At 46.0% G+C, this 21,388-nt stretch carries 13 protein-coding genes; 10 read left to right on the forward strand and 3 right to left on the reverse strand.

Annotated features, from left to right (window positions below):
- Nucleotides 1–11 precede the first annotated feature (11 nt).
- The 4 genes from VC82_RS00445 (at nt 12) to VC82_RS00460 (ending at nt 7,031) form a co-directional block, all read left to right on the forward strand.
- Nucleotides 12–2,417 (forward strand): 3-hydroxyacyl-CoA dehydrogenase/enoyl-CoA hydratase family protein, encoded by a 2,406-nt coding sequence (locus tag VC82_RS00445; RefSeq protein WP_045800650.1) that lies wholly within the window; start codon nt 12–14, stop codon nt 2,415–2,417.
- Nucleotides 2,418–2,463: 46 nt separating this feature from the next.
- Nucleotides 2,464–3,654 (forward strand): acetyl-CoA C-acyltransferase, encoded by a 1,191-nt coding sequence (locus VC82_RS00450; RefSeq protein WP_045800651.1) that lies wholly within the window; start codon nt 2,464–2,466, stop codon nt 3,652–3,654.
- 10 nt (nt 3,655–3,664) lie between these two features.
- A complete protein-coding gene (locus VC82_RS00455) occupies nt 3,665–5,476 on the forward strand; it encodes an acyl-CoA dehydrogenase family protein (protein ID WP_045800652.1) in 1,812 nt (603 codons plus the stop codon).
- Nucleotides 5,477–5,579: 103 nt separating this feature from the next.
- Nucleotides 5,580–7,031 (forward strand): pyridoxal phosphate-dependent decarboxylase family protein, encoded by a 1,452-nt coding sequence (locus VC82_RS00460; protein WP_045800653.1) that lies wholly within the window; start codon nt 5,580–5,582, stop codon nt 7,029–7,031.
- Here the strand turns inward: VC82_RS00460 and VC82_RS00465 are convergent.
- A complete protein-coding gene (locus VC82_RS00465; RefSeq protein WP_045800654.1) occupies nt 7,021–8,820 on the reverse strand; it encodes a glycoside hydrolase family 15 protein in 1,800 nt (599 codons plus the stop codon). The two genes, VC82_RS00460 and VC82_RS00465, sit on opposite strands and share 11 nt — an antisense overlap.
- Nucleotides 8,821–8,922: 102 nt before the next feature.
- Between VC82_RS00465 and VC82_RS00470 the strand changes: the two genes are divergently transcribed.
- The 5 genes from VC82_RS00470 to VC82_RS00490 are packed head-to-tail and all read left to right on the forward strand — an operon-like array spanning nt 8,923 to nt 15,927.
- Nucleotides 8,923–11,124: a bifunctional alpha,alpha-trehalose-phosphate synthase (UDP-forming)/trehalose-phosphatase gene (locus tag VC82_RS00470; protein WP_045800655.1), complete on the forward strand. Its 2,202-nt coding sequence runs from the start codon at nt 8,923–8,925 to the stop codon at nt 11,122–11,124.
- Nucleotides 11,121–12,317 (forward strand): nuclear transport factor 2 family protein, encoded by a 1,197-nt coding sequence (locus VC82_RS15345; protein ID WP_245615932.1) that lies wholly within the window; start codon nt 11,121–11,123, stop codon nt 12,315–12,317. Before VC82_RS00470 ends, VC82_RS15345 begins: the two co-directional genes overlap by 4 nt.
- Before the next feature lie 11 nt (nt 12,318–12,328).
- The gene (locus tag VC82_RS00480) at nt 12,329–12,952 is read left to right on the forward strand and encodes a TMEM175 family protein (protein ID WP_045800656.1); all 624 of its coding nucleotides are present in this window, start codon (nt 12,329–12,331) and stop codon (nt 12,950–12,952) included.
- A 2-nt stretch (nt 12,953–12,954) separates the two neighbouring features.
- Complete coding sequence (locus tag VC82_RS00485; protein ID WP_045800657.1) at nt 12,955–14,283, forward strand: M28 family metallopeptidase; 1,329 nt, start codon at nt 12,955–12,957, stop codon at nt 14,281–14,283.
- 9 nt (nt 14,284–14,292) lie between these two features.
- Complete coding sequence (locus VC82_RS00490; RefSeq protein ID WP_045800658.1) at nt 14,293–15,927, forward strand: M1 family metallopeptidase; 1,635 nt, start codon at nt 14,293–14,295, stop codon at nt 15,925–15,927.
- 29 nt (nt 15,928–15,956) lie between these two features.
- On the opposite strand, the gene VC82_RS00495 is transcribed toward VC82_RS00490, so the two are convergent.
- Entirely contained in the window at nt 15,957–19,358 is a 3,402-nt protein-coding gene (locus VC82_RS00495; protein ID WP_045800659.1) for a ThuA domain-containing protein, read from the reverse strand.
- A gap of 108 nt (nt 19,359–19,466) precedes the next feature.
- On the opposite strand from VC82_RS00495, the gene VC82_RS00500 reads away from it, so the two are divergent.
- A complete protein-coding gene (locus VC82_RS00500; RefSeq protein WP_045800660.1) occupies nt 19,467–20,045 on the forward strand; it encodes a YdeI/OmpD-associated family protein in 579 nt (192 codons plus the stop codon).
- A 21-nt stretch (nt 20,046–20,066) separates the two neighbouring features.
- Here the strand turns inward: VC82_RS00500 and VC82_RS00505 are convergent, their stop codons facing one another.
- Entirely contained in the window at nt 20,067–21,338 is a 1,272-nt protein-coding gene (locus VC82_RS00505; protein ID WP_045800661.1) for an MFS transporter, read from the reverse strand.
- Nucleotides 21,339–21,388: the final 50 nt, after the last annotated feature.

The raw sequence follows: 21,388 nt of genomic DNA on the forward strand, positions 1-21,388 counted from the left end.
AGTAACTATAAATGAGAAGGCATATCAACAAAGTTGCCGTTATAGGTTCAGGTATCATGGGCAGTGGCATTGCCTGCCACTTTGCCAATATCGGTGTCGAAGTACTATTGCTCGATATCGTTCCTAGAGAATTGAACGACAAAGAAAAGGCAAAGGGGCTGACCCTTGAAGACAAGATCGTACGTAACAGATTGGTGAACGAATCGTTAAAAAAGGCGCTCAGGTCCAAACCCTCGCCCATCTACCATAAAAAATTTGCCGATAGGATTGTTACCGGAAATTTAGAAGACGACATAGCAAAGGTGAAAGACGTCGATTGGATCATAGAAGTGGTGGTCGAGCGATTGGATATCAAAAAGCAGGTCTTTGAAAACTTGGAAAAGTATCGCACCCCGGGCACGCTGATAACCTCTAACACCTCGGGCATACCCATCAAATTTATGAGCGAGGGGCGCAGTGAAGACTTTCAAAAGCATTTTTGCGGCACCCACTTTTTCAACCCTGCCAGGTACCTAAAACTTTTCGAAATCATTCCGGGGCCCAAGACGTCACAAGAGGTATTGGAATTTCTCAACGAATATGGCGAGAAGTTTTTGGGCAAGACCTCGGTGGTGGCAAAAGACACCCCAGCCTTTATCGGAAACCGTATAGGCATATTCAGCATTATGAGTCTATTCCATACCGTAAAAGAAATGGGTATGACCGTTGAGGAAATCGACAAGCTCACGGGGCCGGTGATCGGGCGCCCGAAATCGGCCACCTTTAGAACGGTCGATGTGGTGGGCCTTGACACCTTGGTACATGTGGCCAACGGTATCTATGACAACTGCCCCGATGATGAACGCCATGACCTGTTCAAACTACCCGATTTCATACAGACCATGGTAGACAACAAATGGTTGGGCAGCAAAACCGGGCAAGGATTCTACAAAAAAGTAAAAGGCGACAAGGGTAAGAGCGAAATACTTACTTTGGATCTGGATACCATGGAGTATCGGCAAAAGAAAAGTGCCAAGTTTGCCACCCTTGAACTCACCAAATCCATCGACAAGGTAATTGAACGGTTTCCCGTTCTAGTAGGTGGAAAAGATAAGGCAGCAGCGTTCTACCGTAAGAGCTTTGGGCAGTTGTTCGCCTATGTCTCGCATCGAATTCCGGAAATCACAGATCAGCTATACAAAATAGATGATGCCATGAAGGCCGGTTTCGGCTGGGAACACGGTCCGTTCCAGATTTGGGATGCCGTGGGATTGGAAACAGGATTGGAATTCATCAAGGCCGAGGGCCAAGAAGCAGCGGCTTGGGTGGCCGAGATGAAAGCTGCGGGCATCAACTCGTTCTATTCTGTAAAAGATGGCGCTACCTATTTCTATGACATTTCATCCAAAGAAATGAAAAAGGTGCCCGGCCAGGATGCCTTCATCATTCTTGATAATATCAGAAAGACCAACGAGGTATTCAAAAATGCTGGGGTTGTCATCGAAGATTTGGGCGATGGTATCTTGAATGTCGAGTTCCAGTCAAAAATGAACACTATCGGTGCCGATGTCTTGTCAGGACTCAACAAGGCCATTGATCTGGCAGAAAAAGACTTTCAGGGCCTAGTGGTAGGCAACCAAGCAGCCAATTTTTCGGTAGGTGCGAATATCGGTATGATCTTTATGATGGCCGTAGAACAAGAATATGATGAATTGGCATGGTCTGTAAAAATGTTTCAAGATACCATGATGCGCATGCGCTATTCATCAATTCCTACGGTTGCGGCGCCACATGGCATGACATTGGGAGGTGGCTGCGAATTGTCGATGCATGCTGACAAGGTGGTGGCTGCGGCCGAAACCTATATCGGGCTTGTCGAGTTTGGTGTCGGGGTGATCCCCGGTGGGGGCGGATCAAAGGAAATGACTCTGCGGGCCTCAGATACCTTTAGAAAGAACGACGTTGAGTTGAACGTGCTGCAAGAATACTTTTTGACCATTGGCATGGCCAAGGTATCGACTTCTGCCTACGAAGCCTATGACCTGGGCATCTTACAAAAAGGAAAAGACATTGTGGTGGTCAACAAAGACCGGCAAATAGCAACGGCCAAGGCCTATGCCAAACTGCTGGCCGAACAGGGCTACACCAAACCTATTCCACGAAAAGACATCAAGGTTCTGGGCAAGCAGGCGCTGGGTATGTTCTTGGTGGGAACAGACTCTATGGAAGCAGGGCATTACATCTCAGAACATGATAAAAAAATCGCCAATAAACTGGCCTATGTGATGGCAGGGGGCGATTTGTCTGAAGCAAGCTACGTCTCAGAACAATACCTCTTGGATTTGGAAAGGGAGGCTTTTTTGTCGCTCTGTACCGAACGAAAGACCCTTGAACGTATCCAACATATGTTGAAAACTGGGAAACCGTTAAGAAATTAAAAGAAGAAGGAACTACATCCAGTTCCTAAAATCTAACATCTAGAATATGAAAACCGCATATATCGTAAAAGCATACCGAACAGCCGTGGGCAAGGCCCCACGGGGACTGTTTCGATTTAAACGTCCCGATGAACTGGCCGCCGAGACCATTCAGCACATGATAAAAGAATTGCCCGGCCTTGACAAAAAGAGGATAGACGACGTAATTGTCGGCAATGCCATGCCAGAGGCCGAACAGGGCTTGAACATGGGACGCCTGATATCACTGATGGGATTGGAAATCGAGGATGTTCCAGGGGTAACGGTGAATCGCTATTGCGCCTCAGGACTCGAGACCATTGGTATTGCCACGGCTAAAATCCAAACCGGAATGGCCGATTGTATCATCGCCGGTGGTGCCGAGAGCATGAGCTATATACCCATGGGTGGTTACAAACCGGTGCCCGATTACACCGTCGCCAAAGAAGGGCATGAAGACTACTATTGGGGCATGGGCCTCACGGCTGAGGCCGTGGCCAAAGAATTCAACGTATCTCGTGAAGACCAAGACGAATTTGCATACAACTCGCATATGAAGGCCCTAAAGGCCCAGAAAGAAAACCGGTTTCAAGACCAGATTGTGCCCATAGAGGTAGAGCACACATTTGTCAACGACCAAGGCAAGAAAGAGACCAAGACCTACACGGTGAGCAAAGATGAGGGGCCGCGAGCCGATACCTCGCTCGAGGTTCTTGCCAAGCTCAAACCCGTTTTTGCGGCAGACGGAAGTGTCACCGCAGGCAACTCGTCGCAAATGAGTGATGGGGCGGCATTCGTACTTGTAATGAGCGAAGAGATGGTCAAAGAGCTGAATTTAGAGCCCATTGCGCGGTTGGTCAGTTATGCCGCTGCAGGTGTCGAACCCCGTATCATGGGAATCGGCCCGGTCAAGGCCATTCCAAAAGCGCTTAAGCTCGCCGGATTGAAACAAGATGAGGTAGGGCTTATCGAACTAAATGAAGCATTTGCGTCGCAGTCTCTTGCTGTGATCAGAGAATTGGGACTCAACAAAGATATTGTGAACGTAAACGGAGGGGCCATTGCCCTCGGACACCCCTTGGGCTGCACAGGAGCCAAGTTATCGGTACAATTGTTTGATGAGATGCGAAAGCGCGAAATGAAAGGAAAATATGGTATGGTGACCATGTGCGTGGGAACAGGCCAAGGCGCTGCGGGTATTTATGAATTTTTGAATTAAAGATATTGCTATGAGCACAGAAACTAAAAACAAAGACATTCTTCGAGGCGGCCAATTCATCGTCAAAGAAACCAACTGTGATGATATTTTTACTCTTGAAGACCTTTCTGAAGAGCAAAAGATGATGCGCGAAAGCACCAAAGAGTTTGTTGACCGGGAGCTTTGGGCGCATTGGGAACGTTTCGAGCAAAAAGACTATGCCTATACTGAAGAGTGCATGCGAAAGGCAGGTGAACTGGGTCTTTTAAGTGTGGCCGTGCCAGAAGCCTATGGCGGCATGGGCATGGGCTTTGTATCGACCATGCTGGTCTGCGATTATATATCGGGTGCCACCGGGTCTTTCAGTACCGCTTTTGGTGCCCATACCGGTATCGGTACCATGCCCATTACCCTTTACGGAACCGAGGAACAGAAAAAGAAATATGTGCCGAAATTGGCCACTGGGGAATGGTTTGGGGCCTATTGTTTGACCGAACCTGGCGCAGGCTCCGATGCCAACTCGGGCAAAACGAAGGCCATACTTTCAGAAGATGGAAAGTACTATAGTATTACAGGGCAAAAAATGTGGATTTCAAACGCAGGCTTCTGCAATCTCTTCATCGTTTTTGCAAGAATTGAAGATGACAAGAATATTACCGGCTTTATTGTAGAAAACGACCCCAACAATGGCATATCAATGGGCGATGAAGAGAAAAAATTGGGAATTCATTCCTCTTCTACTCGCCAAGTATTCTTCAACGAAACTAAAGTACCGGTTGAAAATATGCTCTCTGAGCGTGGCAATGGCTTCAAAATCGCCATGAACGCCTTGAACGTGGGGCGAATAAAATTGGCTGCCGCCTGTTTGGAGGCACAGCGCAGGGTTGTCAACGAGGCAGTAAAATATGCTAATGAACGCGTCCAGTTCAAGACCCCCATTATTAACTTTGGTGCCATAAAGGCCAAGATTGCCGATATGGCCACCAATGCCTATGTAGATGAGTCAGCATGCTATCGGGCCGCCAAAAACATAGAGGACCGCATTGCCATTCGAATAGCCGATGGTAATGACCACCAAGAGGCCGAACTCAAGGGAGTGGAAGAATATGCCATTGAATGTTCCTTGTTAAAAGTGGCAGTTTCAGAACACGTACAGCATACCACAGACGAGGGTATCCAAATCTTTGGTGGGATGGGCTTCAGCGCCGATGCGCCAATGGAGAAAGCTTGGCGTGATGCCCGTATCGCACGAATCTATGAAGGTACCAACGAGATAAACCGTATGCTCTCTGTGGGCATGTTGGTCAAAAAGGCCATGCGGGGCCATGTTGACCTTTTAGGTCCGGCAACAGCCGTCGGCGAAGAATTGATGGGTATTCCCTCGTTTGACACACCTGACTTTTCCGAGCTTTTTGCAGAAGAAAAAGACTTGATAAAAAGGCTAAAGAAAGTGTTCTTGATGGTGGCCGGCAGCGCTGTTCAAAAACTTGGAACCGAGCTCGAAAAGCACCAGCAGTTGTTGATGGCCGCTTCAGATATTTTGATACAGGTGTATTTGGCAGAGTCGGCCATATTGCGGGCCGAGAAAAATGCCAGGCGTTTCGGCGAAGAGGCCCAGGCTACCCAAATAGCCATGGCAAAACTGTATCTATACCGTGCCACGGACATCGTTATCCAGAAAGGCAAGGAAGGTATTGTCTCATTTGCCGAGGGAGATGAACAACGAATGATGCTAATGGGCCTTAAGCGCTTTACAAAATACCATAACCAGCCCAATGTAGTGGCCCTTCGCAACCAGATTGCCGAAAAGGTCGCCGCAGACAACGGCTATACTTTTGACTAATTCAGATAATTACCTTTGGTAATGACCGCCTTGGTGTAAATGCCAAGGCGGTTTTTTTATGGTGGTGGTTGCCTTTAGCACTAATTGCGGTTACCTTTATTGAATGAAAAACCATTTGCTTGAAGAAATTTATAATCCCCAACATTTCACTGAAATAGGGCATCGGTTGATAACCACCTTGGGGAGCTACCTTACCAATACAACACAGGAAAAGAACAGACAAACCATCAACTGGAATGTTCCGGAAAAGGAATTTCGCTTTTGGAAGGATTTTCTTGAGAGCGGACAAAAGGAAGATTTTTTTGATGAAGTATTAAAGCGCACTACCCACACCCATCACCCAAAATACGTGGGGCACCAAGTTGCCGCCCCAGCCCCTATCACGGCTCTCACAGGAATGGTCTCTTCTTTATTGAACAATGGCATGGCCATTTATGAAATGGGCATGGCACCCTCGGCCATCGAACGTGTGGTCACTGATATGTTGTGTGAACAAATCGGCTATGGTGAACATGCAGCCGGATTTTTGACTTCGGGGGGCACGTTGGCCAATCTTACCGCCCTACTTTCTGCCAGAAAAGCGAGGGTCGAACATGATGTGTGGAACAAAGGCTACTCACAATCTTTGGGCATTATGGTCTGTGAAGAAGCGCATTATTGCATCGATAGGGCAGCAAAAATTATGGGATTGGGCCAAAAAGGAATTATCAAAATTCCTGCCGGGGATGATTTTTCGATGGATATTTCAAAGCTGAATGAATATTTCGAAAGAGAAACGGCAAAGGGCATCCACATATTTGCCATTGTGGGTTCTGCACCATCCACCGCAACGGGAGCCCATGACTATCTGGATGCAATTGCCCAATTTGCCGCCCAAAAAAACCTTTGGTTTCATGTAGATGGTGCCCATGGGGGCGCAGCCGTTTATTCCAAAAAATACCGACACCTCTTGAATGGAATAGAACTAGCGGATTCTGTAGTTATAGACGGCCATAAGATGATGCTGATGCCAACTATTACCACAGCGCTGCTTTTCAAAAACAGAAAACACGCCCAGCATACCTTTAGCCAAAAAGCTGATTATCTGCTCAACGATTCCGAAGAAGATGAATGGTTCAACAGTGGCAAAAAAACCTTCGAATGCACCAAAACCATGATGGCCCTGCACTGGTTCATCCTCTTAAAGTTCTATGGCGAACAGGTGTTCGACCGGTTTGTGACACGGCAATACAATCTGGCCAGAACATTTGCCCAACTTGTTCGGGAGCATCCAAATTTTGATTTGGCCATCGAACCGAGTTCCAATATTCTCTGCTTTCGGTATCGGCCTTCAGACACAAACGCATCCGAAGAGGAATTGAACGAATTGAACGCTGCAGTACGACAACGTCTCTTGGAAGATGGCGAATATTATCTGGTGCAGACAAGGTTAAGAGGTACCCACTATCTCAGAACAACCCTGATGAACCCTTTTACCCATAAGGAACACCTGGCCCTACTACTCGATAAAATTGTAAAAACAGCCAACGTTGTGGCCCGGGATATCAACTCATAGACTCCAAAATCTTCTCTTCGCTTTCTTTTCTGGAGAAGTTGATGGCGCACTCTATAAGTGCCAGATGGGAGTAGGCCTGTGGAAAATTACCCAGCAATCGCTTACTCTTGAAGTCTATATCTTCACTGAAAAGTCCCAAGTGGTTGGAGTACGACAACAATTTTTCGAAAAACTCTTTGGCTTTTTTCCGTTCCCCTATCTTGAACAGACTGTTCACAAACCAGAAAGAACATACCGTAAATGAAGAGGAAGGCAACCCAAAGTCATCTTTGTTCTTATAGCGGTACAATAGCCCGTCGTTGCTCAACTCTTTTTCGATGGCCTTGACCGTTCTTATAAAACGTTCATCTTTGGCATCGACACAGCCGTAGGCTTCCATCAAAAGAACAGAGGCATCCAGATGGTCTGAACCATACGACTGGGTATAAGCTCCTACCTTTTCGTTCCATGCATTTTTGTAAATATCATTCCATATTTCCTCTTCAAGGGGCTTCCATTTTTCAATCTTGTGCTTTTTGCCCAGTATCTGTGCCACTTTAATGGCCCGGTTAAGGGCTGTCCAGCACAAAACCTTTGAAAAGGTAAAATGGCGGTCTTCGGTGCGAAATTCCCAAATGCCCTTATCGGGTTCACGCCAGGTCTGGCTCACTATCCAAACAATACCCTTGGTGATGGTCCATAATTCTTCGCCATTTTCAATGTCGGTGCTGAACCTTTCAAGTTGTTGGTAGATGACATCCATCAAAATACCATAGATATCGTTCTGTTTCTGCAAATAGGCAGCATTTCCGATACGTACGGGCTTAGAGCCCTCGTACCCTTCAAGATGCTCCAAGGTCTTCTCCGTCAATTTCTTTTCGCCGTTGATACCATACATGATTTGCAGTTTCTCTGCCTTATGCGGTATGATATTGATAATAAACCTGAGGTAGCGCTTCGCCATATTGACATGGCCGAGTTCAGTGACCACCTTGATGACCATTGATGCGTCACGGATCCAGCAAAAACGATAATCCCAGTTGCGCACCTCTCCAATAGTCTCGGGCAACGAGGTAGTGGCAGCAGCCAAAACCGCCCCCGAACGGTCGTAGCTGAGCAGTTTCAGCGTAACCGCGCTTCGCGATATTTGTTTGTTGTATTTCTTGTAGTTGGGGGTCTTGCTCGACCAGTTCAACCAATAGACCTTGGTTCTCTCTAAATCAAGATAGCTACTGCGAACCGATGGTGGAAAAATTTTCTCATTATAGCTCAACAAAAAATATCCGTGGTCGTCTAAAGTGATCTCCTCACCATACAGCGCCCTTTCCTTATCAAACGAAGTGTATAGAAAAACGGTCTCAAACCTGCCGTTTTTGGTAAGGCTGGCTATAAAATCAGGTTTTATGTAATTCTCGGTCTTGTTTTGGGCATAGTCAAGCTTTGGCTCGTATTTTACCCGAAATCGGGGCTTGCCCGAAATATGCTTAAAATACCGTATCAGTTCTGGAGGGCTATGGTAGCCACCATTGTCTTTGTGATATCGGGGCATGAAATCGTGAACCTCGAACACATCGCCCCCTTTTGAGAAGGTCGTGATCAAAACAGCCGTATCGCGCTTGTATCTTTGGGTTATGGTATAATCATCGTTTACCAAAATCTCAAAACTGCCCCCAATATTTTTGTCGAGCAACTTGGCAAAAACAGATGGTGAGTCAAATTCAGGCAGACAGCACCAATCAATAGAGCCTGTTTTTGAGACCAAAGCCGCGCTTCTACAGTTTCCTACAATTCCGTAATCTAGGTTCTCCATACATTAAATATTCCCAAAAGAATTCCTGTGAATTGGTTTTACGCCGCAATTTGACGAAATTTAGAGAAATTAATGAGCAAATCAAGGTAAAGTCCCCATTTTATGGCCAAAACCATAATAATCTCAAATCGACTGCCCGTTCAACTACAGATTGGCAAGGGAACCATTAACGCCATACCCAGCGTCGGTGGCCTGGCCACAGGAATGAAATCGGTGCATAAAGGGGGAGAAAGTCTGTGGATCGGTTGGTCAGGGCTTACTGATGAGGACATTCACATAAGCCTAGCCCCAAAAATCGATGAAGCATTGGCAAAACATGGTTGTACCGCCGTAAACTTAAGTGAACAAGAGGTAGAGGGCTTTTACTACGGATTCAGCAACCGAACCATTTGGCCACTTTTCCACTACTTCATGGAATATGCAGAATTTGAATTGGATTTTTGGGAGACATACAAGTCAGTGAACCAAAAGTTTGCCGATGCCATTATTGCCCAATCCGACGACGATGATATAATATGGGTACACGACTATCAATTGATGTTGGTGCCACAAATGGTAAAAGAAAAAAAACCAAATGCCAGTATTGGTTTTTTCTTGCACATTCCCTTCCCTTCCTATGAAATTTTTAGGACCTTGCCTTGGCGTGAAGAGGTACTTAAGGGATTATTGGGTGCAGACCTTATTGGTTTTCATACCTATGATTACGAACGTCATTTTCTCAGTTCGGTAAGGCGTCTCTTGGGGTTAGAGGTCAGCTTCAATGAAATCTATTTACAAAATCGGGTCATAAAGGTCGATTCTTTCCCCATGGGCATCGATTACAATAAATTCAGCAATGCTGCCAAAAAAAAGATGGCCAATGCCCAAAGGTCAGATCTACAAGAGAAACTTGACAGCCATAAGGCTTCTGCCCCAGGCACTAAACTTGTACTGTCCATAGACCGGTTAGACTATAGCAAGGGCATTGCCAAACGCATCAATGCCTTTGAATATTTTTTGAACAAATACCCAGAGTACCAAGAAAAAATTCGACTCATCATATTGGCGGTACCCTCACGTTCGAACGTTCCACAATATCAATTGCTGAAGCGGGAAATCGATGAACTTGTGGGCCGCATCAATGGCGAGTTGGCCACCGTCAACTGGACCCCAATTTGGTATTTCTATCGTTCGTTGCCCTTTGACAGTCTTATAGACCTGTACACTTCTTGTGATATTGCATGGCTGACACCGCTGAGGGATGGCATGAACCTAGTGGCCAAAGAATACATAGCAACCCGTACCAAAGGCACGGGTGTGTTGATTTTGAGTGAAATGGCAGGCTCTGCCTACGAAATGAACGAAGCGCTGCTTATAAATCCCAATAATTTTGAAGAACAGGCCGATACCTTGAAGCAGGCCATAACCATGCCTGAGGAAGAACAGGCAAATCGAATCGAAATATTGCAAAAACGATTAAGCCGATATAACGTAGAGGTTTGGGCAAATTCGTTTATGGAAACCTTGATACAACAAAAGGAAGAAAGTCCTGCACGGGTAGCCAAGAAAATAACCCCGTCAGTACTGGAAACAATTAGCAAAAAATACAAAAAGGCGCAAAAACGCCTACTTTTCATTGACTATGACGGAACCTTGACAGGTTTTCACAAGGACCCCCAAAAAGCAATTCCGGACGAGGAAATGTATCAATTACTTGATGCCCTGCATAACCAAGAAGGAACCACCATGTTCTTGATCAGTGGCCGCGACCACGAAACCTTTGGAAGATGGTTTCTCCACAAAAAATACAACATGATCGTTGAACATGGGGTATGGATATCCAAAAATGGGGAAGCCTTTCAACTTTTGGAGCAAGTAAAGAATGATTGGATGCAAAAAATTCGGCCAGTTCTTGAATCTTTTGTTGATAGAACGCCAGGATCGTTTATTGAAGAAAAAAACTTTTCGTTGGCTTGGCACTACCGTAATACAGATCCTGATTTTGGCCAAAAAAGAGCTGCAGAGCTAAATGAGGTGCTTACCAGCCTTATTGGTAATGACGACATTAGCGTGTTATCTGGCAACAAGGTCATGGAAATAAAAAGCAGTAACGTTAATAAAGGGCGTGCAGCTGTGCGTATATTGAGCGAAGACACCTATGATTTTGTTTTCGCCATTGGTGACGACTGGACCGACGAATTCATGTTTCAAGAGTTGCCAAAAGAAGCCATTACCGTTAAAGTTGGATTAAATAAAACACAGGCAAAATATTTTGTTGAAGGAACCAAGCGTGTTCGTGAGCTACTTAAAAAATTTATAGCGTGACCTTGCTGAGAACCATTGCCCTTACATTGCTATGTGGCCTCTTTAGTGGCCATTCAATCTTTTCTCAGGCAGAAACCGAGGTTTACCTTTTTGACCTCGATTGGCAAGAGGGCCTTCCTACATTGACCAACCCAAAGAACATTTCAAATAATGGTGGATATGACAACCAGCCTTCATTCTATGATGATGATACGGTTTTGTTTGCATCAACGCGGGCGGGCCAGACAGACATCCGTAGGTTTGATATTGAAGAGGGCAGCATTTCATCATGGGTCACCGACACCCCCACAGGCAGCGAATACTCTCCCCTGAAAATTCCCGGCAAAGAGGCCGTTTCGGCCATCCGGTTGGATTTGGATGGTTTGCAACGCCTGTACCAATATGATATAAAGACTGGCACGTCAGAACCATTGCTAGACCTAAAGGTAGGCTATCATGTTTGGTTCAACGACCATATCATTGTCAGTTCTGTATTGGTCGGTGACCGTATGGACTTGGTAGTGAGCAATCTAAAAGATGGTTCAAACCGCACGTACCAGAAAAATGTAGGGCGGTCACTCCATAAAATTCCGGATACCGATTTGATCAGTTATATCAGCAAAGAGCATGATCGATGGCAAATTAAATCATTGGATCCAGTTTCTGGGGCCACCAAGAAAATAACCGATACTTACGACAATGCCGAAGACATGTGTTGGTTGAGTGATGGCACCATTTTAATGGGAGCTGGTAAATCCATCGTCAGGTACAACCCTAAAACAGACGTACAATGGGAACGACTGATCTATTTTCATCAAGAAGAAATCAACAACATTTCCCGCATGACCACTAATCCCGCCTCTAATCGATTGGCGTTTGTTGCCGAGACATCACCTCGACATATTGTGCAAAAACAATTGGATGCCTATAATGCCCGTGACATCGATGGTTTTTTGGCCACCTATTCCGAAGATATAGAACTATACGACTACCCCAACGAGCTTTTTATGCAGGGCAAAGAGCAGATGCGAAAAAGGTATGCGGCTTTTTTTGAAAAAACCCCTGACCTACATTGCGAAATCAAAAAAAGAATTGTAATCGGCAACAAGGTGATCGACGAAGAACATATAATGGCAAATGGTGCCAAGTTCAGCACTGTGGCCATTTACGAGGTCGAAAACGGCAAGATTGCCAAAGTCACTTTTTTACGGTAATTTTTTCGCTAGTGAAGTTTTTGCACAACATTGGCCGGATCGAAGCTTTTAGCGATGCCGTTTTTGCATTTGCGGCTACCTTGATGGTCGTGAACTTTGACCTTGATACCGATTTGACCCTTTCAAAAACAGATGCCACTGGTTTTTTGAGTTTCGCCGTCAGTTTTTTTGTGCTTGTGGCCCTTTGGTGGGCGCATTACAATTTCTTCAGGCGCACCAAATATATGGACAATGTACTGATAGCCCTGAATGCCCTGTTGCTTTTCGTGGTGCTTTACTATGTCTTTCCGTTGAAATCTCTAGTGCATTCTTGGATGGGTGAAGGTGTCAAGACCAAAGAAGACCTTTCGAACCTGTTTGTTATGTACGGCATCGGGTTCAGTCTTATATTTTTTTGCTTTTCCGGCATGTATTTCAGGGCCTATAAAAAATCAAAATCGAGCGAAAAATCATTGAATCTATATTTTTATGCCCGGCATTTCGCCATTTTTGTGTTGGTATCATTGATTTCGATTGTTCTTGCCCTTTTTGGTTTTGGCATCGAATTTGGTTTGCCCGGTTTTTTCTATGCACTGTTGGGTCCACTATGCTATTTACATTCAAAACAATTTTATAAACGATACGAATTGAACTGATTATGAAGAAACTCCTTTTCCTGTCACTGCTCATACCTCTTATTTCGCAATCACAGACCGATCCTCGCCTTTACCGGATTATCGATGCTGTTTCTGCAAAGCGTATTGAAAAAGACATCACCATACTTGCCAATTTTGGTACACGCCATACCTTGAGCGACACCGTTTCGAATACACGCGGCATTGGCGCGGCACGGCGCTGGATAAAAAGTGAATTTGAGAAGATTTCAGCTGATTGCGATAACTGTTTGGAGGTGTTCTATCAAAAAAACTTCATTAAAAAGGGCGAAGGGCGCCGTATTGTGAAAGATGTTTGGGTGGTCAACGTGGTCGCGATACAGAGGGGCACCAAATACCCCAACCGCTTCATTATTATGAGCGGGGATATAGACTCTCGTGTCAGCGACCCCAATGACTACACCTCTGATTCCCCCGGGGCAAACGATAATGCCAGCGGAATGGCCGGTACCATTGAAGTGGCACGTGTACTTTCAAAATATGAGTTTGAGAGCAGTATCATCTATGTTGGGCTTTCTGGGGAAGAACAAGGGTTATATGGCGGAAAAGGATTGGCAGAATATGCCAAGCAGCAAGGCTGGGATATTGTCGGTATACTGAACAACGATATGATAGGAAACATCAAAGGGGTGGATGGTGTGATCAGCAATCGTGATTTTAGAATATTCTCAGAACCCGTTCCGCCCACTGAAACAGAAGAACAAAGGGGGGCCAGACGGTTCTACGGCGGGGAGGTCGATGGTATTTCGCGCCAGTTGGCACGGTACGTGCACAAAACCACCAAAACCTATATGCCAGAAATGAACCCTATGATGATCTATCGATTGGACAGGTTTGGCCGGGGTGGCCACCATCGCCCGTTCAACGATGCAGGATTTGCGGGCATTCGCATTATGGAAGCGCACGAAAACTATACCCAACAACACCAAGACATACGGGTTGAAAACGGTATCGCCTATGGCGATGTGCTAGAGCATGTGAATTTTGACTACGCCAAAAAGCTCTCCGCAGTAAATGCCATCAACCTAGCTTCCATTGCATGGGCACCCCCAGCACCTGAAAAGGTCGAAATCGGCGGTATTGTCGAACCATCGGCCAGATTGAGGTGGACAAAGGTGGATGGGGCAAAGGGCTATAAAATCTATTGGCGTGACACCACTTCACCCACTTGGGACAATTATCGTTATGTGGGCGACGTTACAGAACATACACTCGATGGTATCGTAATAGACAATTATTTCTTCGGTGTGGCCGCAGTAGGTGAAAACGGACACGAAAGTTTGGTAGTATTTCCTTCAGGCGTTTTTAGATAAACAAAAAATATGATAAAAAGACTTTTTGCATTCTTTCTGGTATTAACCGTGACTGTTTCTTTTGCACAAGAAGAACCGAGCTACACCCGCGATGAATACCTGCGCGGAAGCATCACACCCGAGCGCGAGTGGTGGGACTTGACATTTTATCACCTAGATATTGAGGTGAAACCTGATGAAAAATATATTTCTGGCCACAACACCATTCAATACAAGGTGCTCAAAGAGCATGATGTTATGCAGATCGACCTGCAGCCACCCCTTGAAATCAAGAAGATAACACAAGGTGGAAAAGAACTCTCCTATAAAAAGGCCGGCACCAATGCCTATCACGTGTTGTTTGATAAGTCACAACAAAAAGGTACCATCAACGAAGTCACCATTACCTATGCAGGTAAGCCGCGCGAGGCCATGAACGCCCCTTGGGATGGCGGTTTTTCATGGAAAAAAGATCAGAACGGCAATCATTTTGTGGCCACCTCGTGCCAAGGCCTCGGTGCCAGTGCATGGTGGCCCAACAAAGACCATATGTACGATGAGGTCGATAGCATGGCCATTAGTGTTACCGTGCCCAAGAACTTAATGAACGTTTCGAACGGCCGACTCAGAAAGGTAGTGGACAATGACGACACCAAAACCTACCATTGGTTTGTAAACAACCCCATCAACAATTATGGGGTGAACGTGAATATCGGCGACTATGTCCATTTTGGCGAAACGTATCAAGGTGAAAAGGGTACACTTGACCTTGATTACTATGTTTTGCGCGATAATCTTGAAAAGGCCAAAGAGCAGTTCAAGCAAGTTCCGATGATGATGGAGGCATTTGAGCATTGGTTTGGCCCTTACCCTTTTTATGAAGACGGCTTTAAACTGGTAGAGGTGCCCTATTTGGGTATGGAGCACCAAAGCTCTGTCACCTATGGCAACCAATACCAAAACGGCTACTTGGGAAGAGATCTTTCAGGTACCGGCTGGGGGCTAAAATTCGATTTCATCATTATACACGAAGCGGGCCACGAATGGTTTGCCAACAATATTACCTACAAAGACATTGCCGATATGTGGGTGCACGAAGGGTTTACCGCCTACTCGGAAAACCTGTATTTGGACTATCATTTTGGTAAGGAAGCTGCCGCTGATTATGTTATCGGAACGCGGAAAAATATTCAAAATGATCGGCCGATCATCGGAAGGTATAATTTGAACAGAAGAGGCTCGAACGACATGTACTACAAAGGGGCCAATATATTGCACACCCTACGTCAACTGCTTGAGGATGATGAAAAATGGCGAAAGATCCTGAGAAAGATGAACCGTGTTTTTTATCACCAAACGGTTACCTCAAAACAAATCGAACAATTTTTGAGCAAAGAAACCGGTATTGACCTTACCCAGTTTTTTGATCAATATCTGAGAACAACCATGATTCCCACTTTGGTGTATAATATTGAGGGAAAATCACTTAAATATCGCTATATCAATATCGTGGAAGGATTTGACATGCCGGTAAAAGTCAAGGTTTATGATAAATGGGAATGGATATACCCCACTGCAACTTGGAAAACCTATGGTAAAGCTGTCTCCCCAGAGAAACGGGTAACTGTTGACCGAAATTTTTATGTGAACGTAACAAAACAATAAGGGAGCTTTTGCTCCCTTATTGTTTTATTTTAGTTGAAGGTTGCATTCACCAAGGCCACAGGTGCAGGGCCACGGTTTTCCCCTTCAGCGGGCTTGTACACGAAATATAGTTCATCTACCGTATCATTAACAGCATTGTCCAAATTTATCATGAGCATGCCACCTGGCTGGGGAACTGCTGGGGCCGTCATGGTGCCAGACCCTAGCAATGCCCCATCAGGACTATCTTTTCTGAGTTCAAATGTAATACTGGCTGTTGGTGGCGCTTGCCAACCCAGTGTGAGCATCACATTTTTTACCCCGGTCAGGTCTATATTTTCCAAGGCAAACCAACTTTCGTCTTCAGGCAGCACCAATAGGTCCATGCCTCCAAATTTCACATAGCTCATTCCGTCTGCTTTGGTATTCTTGCTAAAGCCAACGGTACTGCTTTGCAAATAGGCACTTGTCGTTCCTGTGAGTGGTGTAACACTGCCCTGCCCTTCATCTGTGTAACTGGCCGTCAACACCAGTACCTTAGATCCTTGGGTGGGTTGTGGTACAATTTTACCGAAGGGAGGCAGCGACTTTTTAGAAGCTTGATCTGCCACCAAAGACTGGATATATTGCGCTATCTGTCGCGTTTCATCTTGGGTGATATTCGGGTGTGCGGGCATCATCACCTCACCCCAAACACCAGAACCTCCTTCAGCGATTTTCTTTTGAAGGTAGGCCATGGCATCTTCTTGATCTTTATATTTTTCGGCAATCTCAAGGTAGTTGGGCCCTATGGAACCCTCACGCTCTTTATGGCAAGCCTTACAGTCCATCGATTGTGTCAGGGCTTTTCCGGTGACCGCCGCCGACACTTTTTGATGGCCCATCGACATGTTTACCTGATCCATTCCCTCTAGATAGTCGACCGAGACAAAAATATTTTCTGTGTTGATCTCGGTCCCGTCGGGATCTTCGACCCGCACCTCGTATTCGATCGGTGCGCCTGCTATGAAAAACGATGAATTGCCACCTTTCAGGTCAATGGACACCACGGGTCTTGAATTGCCTGCGGTAATACGTACCAGATTGCTCTTCTGTGAAGCGCCCTTGCTATCTTTCACCGCAACGGAGACCTTGTATTCGCCGGGTTCAGAATAGATATGTTGAATGCTGTTCTCCGATGTTTCCTTGGTTTCACCGTTACCAAAATCCCATACATAACTTATTGCATCCTTTTCCCTATCATGGGCCTGTACGGTCGCAGTAACCTCTAAGGGCAGCCTTCCAGATGTCTTGTCAACTATGAAACTATCGATGAGTGGTGGTCGGTTTCCCCCATTATATTCAATGTATGACAACCCAGAGTCTTCGTTTTGTGTGAACCAACCGCTACCATACTCGAGCAGGTAGATACGGCCGTCATCACTGATTTCCATATCAATCAGATTGTTGACCTTTACGTCTGGTGCAAAGGGTTCCATTTTGTTCAAGGTACCATCCTCAAAAAGCGTAACGGCCATCATCCAACCGCGCATCCATTCATAAATCATAACTTTTCCATCATAATAGTCAGGCAGTTTGTTCTCACCTTCATAAAAGTCTGAATAGTACACGGGGCCTGCCATGGCATTGCGGCCACCTGTGCCCACTTGTGGAAAATCTTGGGTAGGCGCATATGGGTAGAAGATCATGGCCGGTTGGGCAGGGGGCAACTCCCGCAAGCCAGTGTTGTTTCGCGAATCGTTTATGGGTTTTTCCGGATCAAAAGCGGCACCGCTTTCTCCCGTGGCATAATCGTAATCAAGGTACGCCTTATTGTCGGCTATGAACAGGGGCCAGCCATAATTACCGGCCTGGCGTGCTTGACCCACCTCATCATAGCCTCTGGGACCCCGATTGGCCAAGTCATCTTCACCGGCATCAGGACCAACATCGCCCCAATACAGATAGCCATTCTTTGGGTCTACGGATATACGGTATGGATTACGGTGGCCCATGGTGTAGATTTCAGGTCGCGTCTTTTCGGTTCCCTGTGGAAATAGATTGCCCTTTGGAATATCATACGAGCCATCTTCGTTGACTTTTATTCGAAGGATCTTTCCGCGCAGGTCGTTGGTATTGCCAGAAGAACGCCGGGCATCGTACTGTTCTTTCCCCGGTAGGTCATTCAATGGGGCATAGCCCTTGTTGACATAAGGTGCATTGGGCTCGTCAAAGGGGGTGGAATTATCCCCGGTGGACAGATACAGCAGTCCATCGCCCCCAAAAGCGATCGATCCGCCCGTATGGCAACATATTTCACGTTGGCTCTCTACCTCGAGAATCACCTGTTCAGAATCTAGGTCAAAGACCCCATCTTTATACTTAAACCGCGAAAGGCGATTTACCCATTTGTCGCCAGTGGGCGCATAATAGGCATAGATCCAATGATTGTTGGCATAGTCAGGGTCTTTTTGAAGGCCCATCAACCCCTCTTCTGCATTGACTCCCGGGGTGTTCAACGTTTTATGGTACACATCCAAAAAGGCAACTTGTTTCAATTCTTGCGTTTCATTCGAATACAGCATGATCTCGCCCCGGCGCTGTGCGATCAACACATCGTTATTGGGCAAAACAGCCATTTCGGTAGGCTCAAAAAATTCGCCTTCTACCAAGACCTTTTTGGTGAACCTGTCGGCATCTGGTGGAATCTGTGAAGTGGCCTTGCCATAATCAAGTTCTAGGTTCTTGCCAATGGCATATTGGATTCCACCCAGTACGTGTTTCAAGAACAGTTCTTCTGAAAAACTTTCATCGGTATGTCCTGCGGCCGTATAAAAAGACCGCCCACCATCAAACTCGTGGTACCAGCTCATAGGGTGAAAATCACCGTTTTCGCCGCCCTCGTAGGTCGATTCATCAACAGTGATCAGCACATTTACATCGGGATTCAACTTCTTGAAGTTGTACAGCTCATCAGTTCGGTGCCAAACGGTATCGGTAAAAAACTCGGTGGCGGGAAAGTTTTTATCCTTGATGATGAAATCAGCCTCTGGGGTACCATTCGGATGGCTCAAAAACTGGCCCCCGACCAATTTCGTGTACCAGCCCCAGTCGTATTCGGTGTCGGTTGCGGCATGGATGCCCACAAAACCCCCACCGGCCTGAATATAGCGCTCAAAGGCAGCCTCTTGCCTATGGTCAAGAACATTGCCCGTGGTACTTAAAAAGATAATGGCCGAATACTGTTTCAGTGTTTCATCGGTAAATGCTTCGGCGTTTCTGGTCGTATCGACCTCAAACCCGTTTTCGGTACCCAATTTTTGGATGGCAGCAATACCTGTGGGGATGGAAGCATGTTCAAAACCCATGGTTTTTGAAAAAACCAATACTCTTGGGTTGCCCTCCTTTTTTTTCTCACAACTGGCCAAAGACGATACAAGTAATACGGATAAAAGAAATGTGATTTTTTTCATAAGTCAAGTATAGCCTGCTTTTTGGCCAAAAACAAGTAATATTTTTTCAATTTCTTCAGCAATTATTTCATATTCGTTATTTTGAAGACATTTAACATCTTCTTGCAAATGGAAAAAATCAGGGAATACTATTTCAAAGAAACCAATGAATGGCGGCATTGGCTTGAAAAGAACCACGGTTCACCCAACGGCATCTACCTGATTTTTTATAAGGTGGGGCATGAGATGGAAAGCATGCGTTGGGAAGAAGCGGTTAAAGTGGCTCTTTGCTATGGATGGATCGACAGCACCGTAAAAAGTCTTGGCAATGGCAAACGCCGTCAATACTTTTGCCCAAGAAAACCCAAAAGTGTTTGGAGCAGGGTCAACAAAGAACACATAAAGGAGCTCTCAGCGGCAGGACTCATGCACGAGAGCGGACTGAGGGCCATCGAAATTGCCAAACAAAACGGTTCTTGGCATGCATTGGACGATGTGGAGAACGGTGTGGTGCCCAACGACCTGCAAAAGGCCTTCGACCAAAACAAGCGGGCATTCGAAAACTTTCAGAATTTTACCAAAGGGCAGCGCAAAAGCTATCTCTATTGGCTCAAACAGGCAAAGCGAAAAGAGACCCGTCAGAAAAGGATAGACCAAATCATCAACTCTTGTGAACAAGGTATCAAATACCTAAACGGCAGAAGTTGATGAACTATCCAGAATGGAAGCTTAATTCTTGTACATCCGATGATAGACCATCGCCGATACCCCACCGACAAAGGAAAAAACCGCAAGCATTACAAACACATGTTGGTGGCCAACTTCGCCTGGGTTGGCATCCAGAAGATAGCCATAGGCCGGACCCGCAAAAATATCAGGGGTATACCCAATTATAGAAATTAGCCCTACTGCAGTACCGGTCAATGCCAAGGGAATTCTACCCTGACGCATCACGGCAAAATACAGGGCCCTCGCGGCATATATGCCAGTGGCCACGATCATAACCGATAAAAAGAACAACAACCAGGTATTGGGGGCAATGATGCCCGAAGCGAACAGCAACGACCCGATAATGGCCATAAAAAAGCTTGCCATCAACCAAAAGGTAATTTTCGACCTATCGGCAATGATACCCACCAGCACTCCTACCACAGGCCTAATGAACAACAAAACGGTGCCCACTTGTGCCGACTGAACCTCATCGTACAACATCACCTCTTTGGCGTAGAGAGAAAACACGTCTGTAATCTTATAGCCCACATAGGCGCATAGAATAATGACCATCAATAGCCAGACCGAAGGCAGTTTCAGTACTTGGGCTATCTCTTCTTTTGATATTTTGGGCAGTAGTATTTCCTGTTCCTTGACACCTGATTTCATAAAGAACCAGACCAAAACGCCGATAATGCTTATAATGGTTGCCGATACGTAGATGACGTAGGTGAATGCTTCCTTTCGTTCAAAAAGTTCGGCCGTATGAATTTGTCCTGCAATGAAAAGCGAAAAAATCAGCACCCCTAATAGTCCGAACAAGGCGCCCGTAAGCCCTCTCCCCCCATCCAAGAAACCAAAGGCCTTCCCCTGTGAGGTGTCACCTCCCCAAACCCTGGTGGCCTTTATCATGGGTGCCCAAAAGAGAAAAATTGTCGTAAAGCCCCAGTAGCCATATAGTACTTGAAGTGTTCCAAACGTAGGGTACGCCGCAAACAACAATCCGCCCAGAGCGGTCATCCACAGAGCTACCGCCATCAATTTTCGTGGCGGATACTTATCGGCCAAAGGCCCACCGAAAAGGTATGAGACCAAGGCCACAATGCCGTAAACAGAAAAACAGAGCCCCAGTTCGGTGTTATCGACTCCAAACACGTCCAACACCGTGGGACGAAACACCCGCGGCAGCACAAAAGGCAGTATGAAGACCGCTTCGCCGGCCAAAATAAGTAAGAGCAAATAGTACCAAGGCGCTCGTGTTTCTTTTTTTGGGTCTATGTGGTCGGGCATGTATGCCAAATGTACATAAATCTAGATTGTCCCGTCTCATCGCGAACAGT

It is taken from the genome of Flagellimonas lutaonensis, assembly GCF_000963865.1.
Classification (GTDB): domain Bacteria; phylum Bacteroidota; class Bacteroidia; order Flavobacteriales; family Flavobacteriaceae; genus Flagellimonas_A; species Flagellimonas_A lutaonensis.

Coding starts and splice junctions, on each gene's coding strand:
- VC82_RS00460 (WP_045800653.1), top strand. CDS start 5,580: ATGAAAAACCATTTGCTTGAAGAAATTTATAATCCCCAACATTTCACT.
- VC82_RS00470 (WP_045800655.1), top strand. CDS start 8,923: ATGGCCAAAACCATAATAATCTCAAATCGACTGCCCGTTCAACTACAG.
- VC82_RS00495 (WP_045800659.1), bottom strand. CDS start 19,358: ATGAAAAAAATCACATTTCTTTTATCCGTATTACTTGTATCGTCTTTG.
- VC82_RS00450 (WP_045800651.1), top strand. CDS start 2,464: ATGAAAACCGCATATATCGTAAAAGCATACCGAACAGCCGTGGGCAAG.
- VC82_RS00490 (WP_045800658.1), top strand. CDS start 14,293: ATGATAAAAAGACTTTTTGCATTCTTTCTGGTATTAACCGTGACTGTT.
- VC82_RS00485 (WP_045800657.1), top strand. CDS start 12,955: ATGAAGAAACTCCTTTTCCTGTCACTGCTCATACCTCTTATTTCGCAA.
- VC82_RS00465 (WP_045800654.1), bottom strand. CDS start 8,820: ATGGAGAACCTAGATTACGGAATTGTAGGAAACTGTAGAAGCGCGGCT.
- VC82_RS00500 (WP_045800660.1), top strand. CDS start 19,467: ATGGAAAAAATCAGGGAATACTATTTCAAAGAAACCAATGAATGGCGG.
- VC82_RS00455 (WP_045800652.1), top strand. CDS start 3,665: ATGAGCACAGAAACTAAAAACAAAGACATTCTTCGAGGCGGCCAATTC.
- VC82_RS00445 (WP_045800650.1), top strand. CDS start 12: ATGAGAAGGCATATCAACAAAGTTGCCGTTATAGGTTCAGGTATCATG.
- VC82_RS00505 (WP_045800661.1), bottom strand. CDS start 21,338: ATGCCCGACCACATAGACCCAAAAAAAGAAACACGAGCGCCTTGGTAC.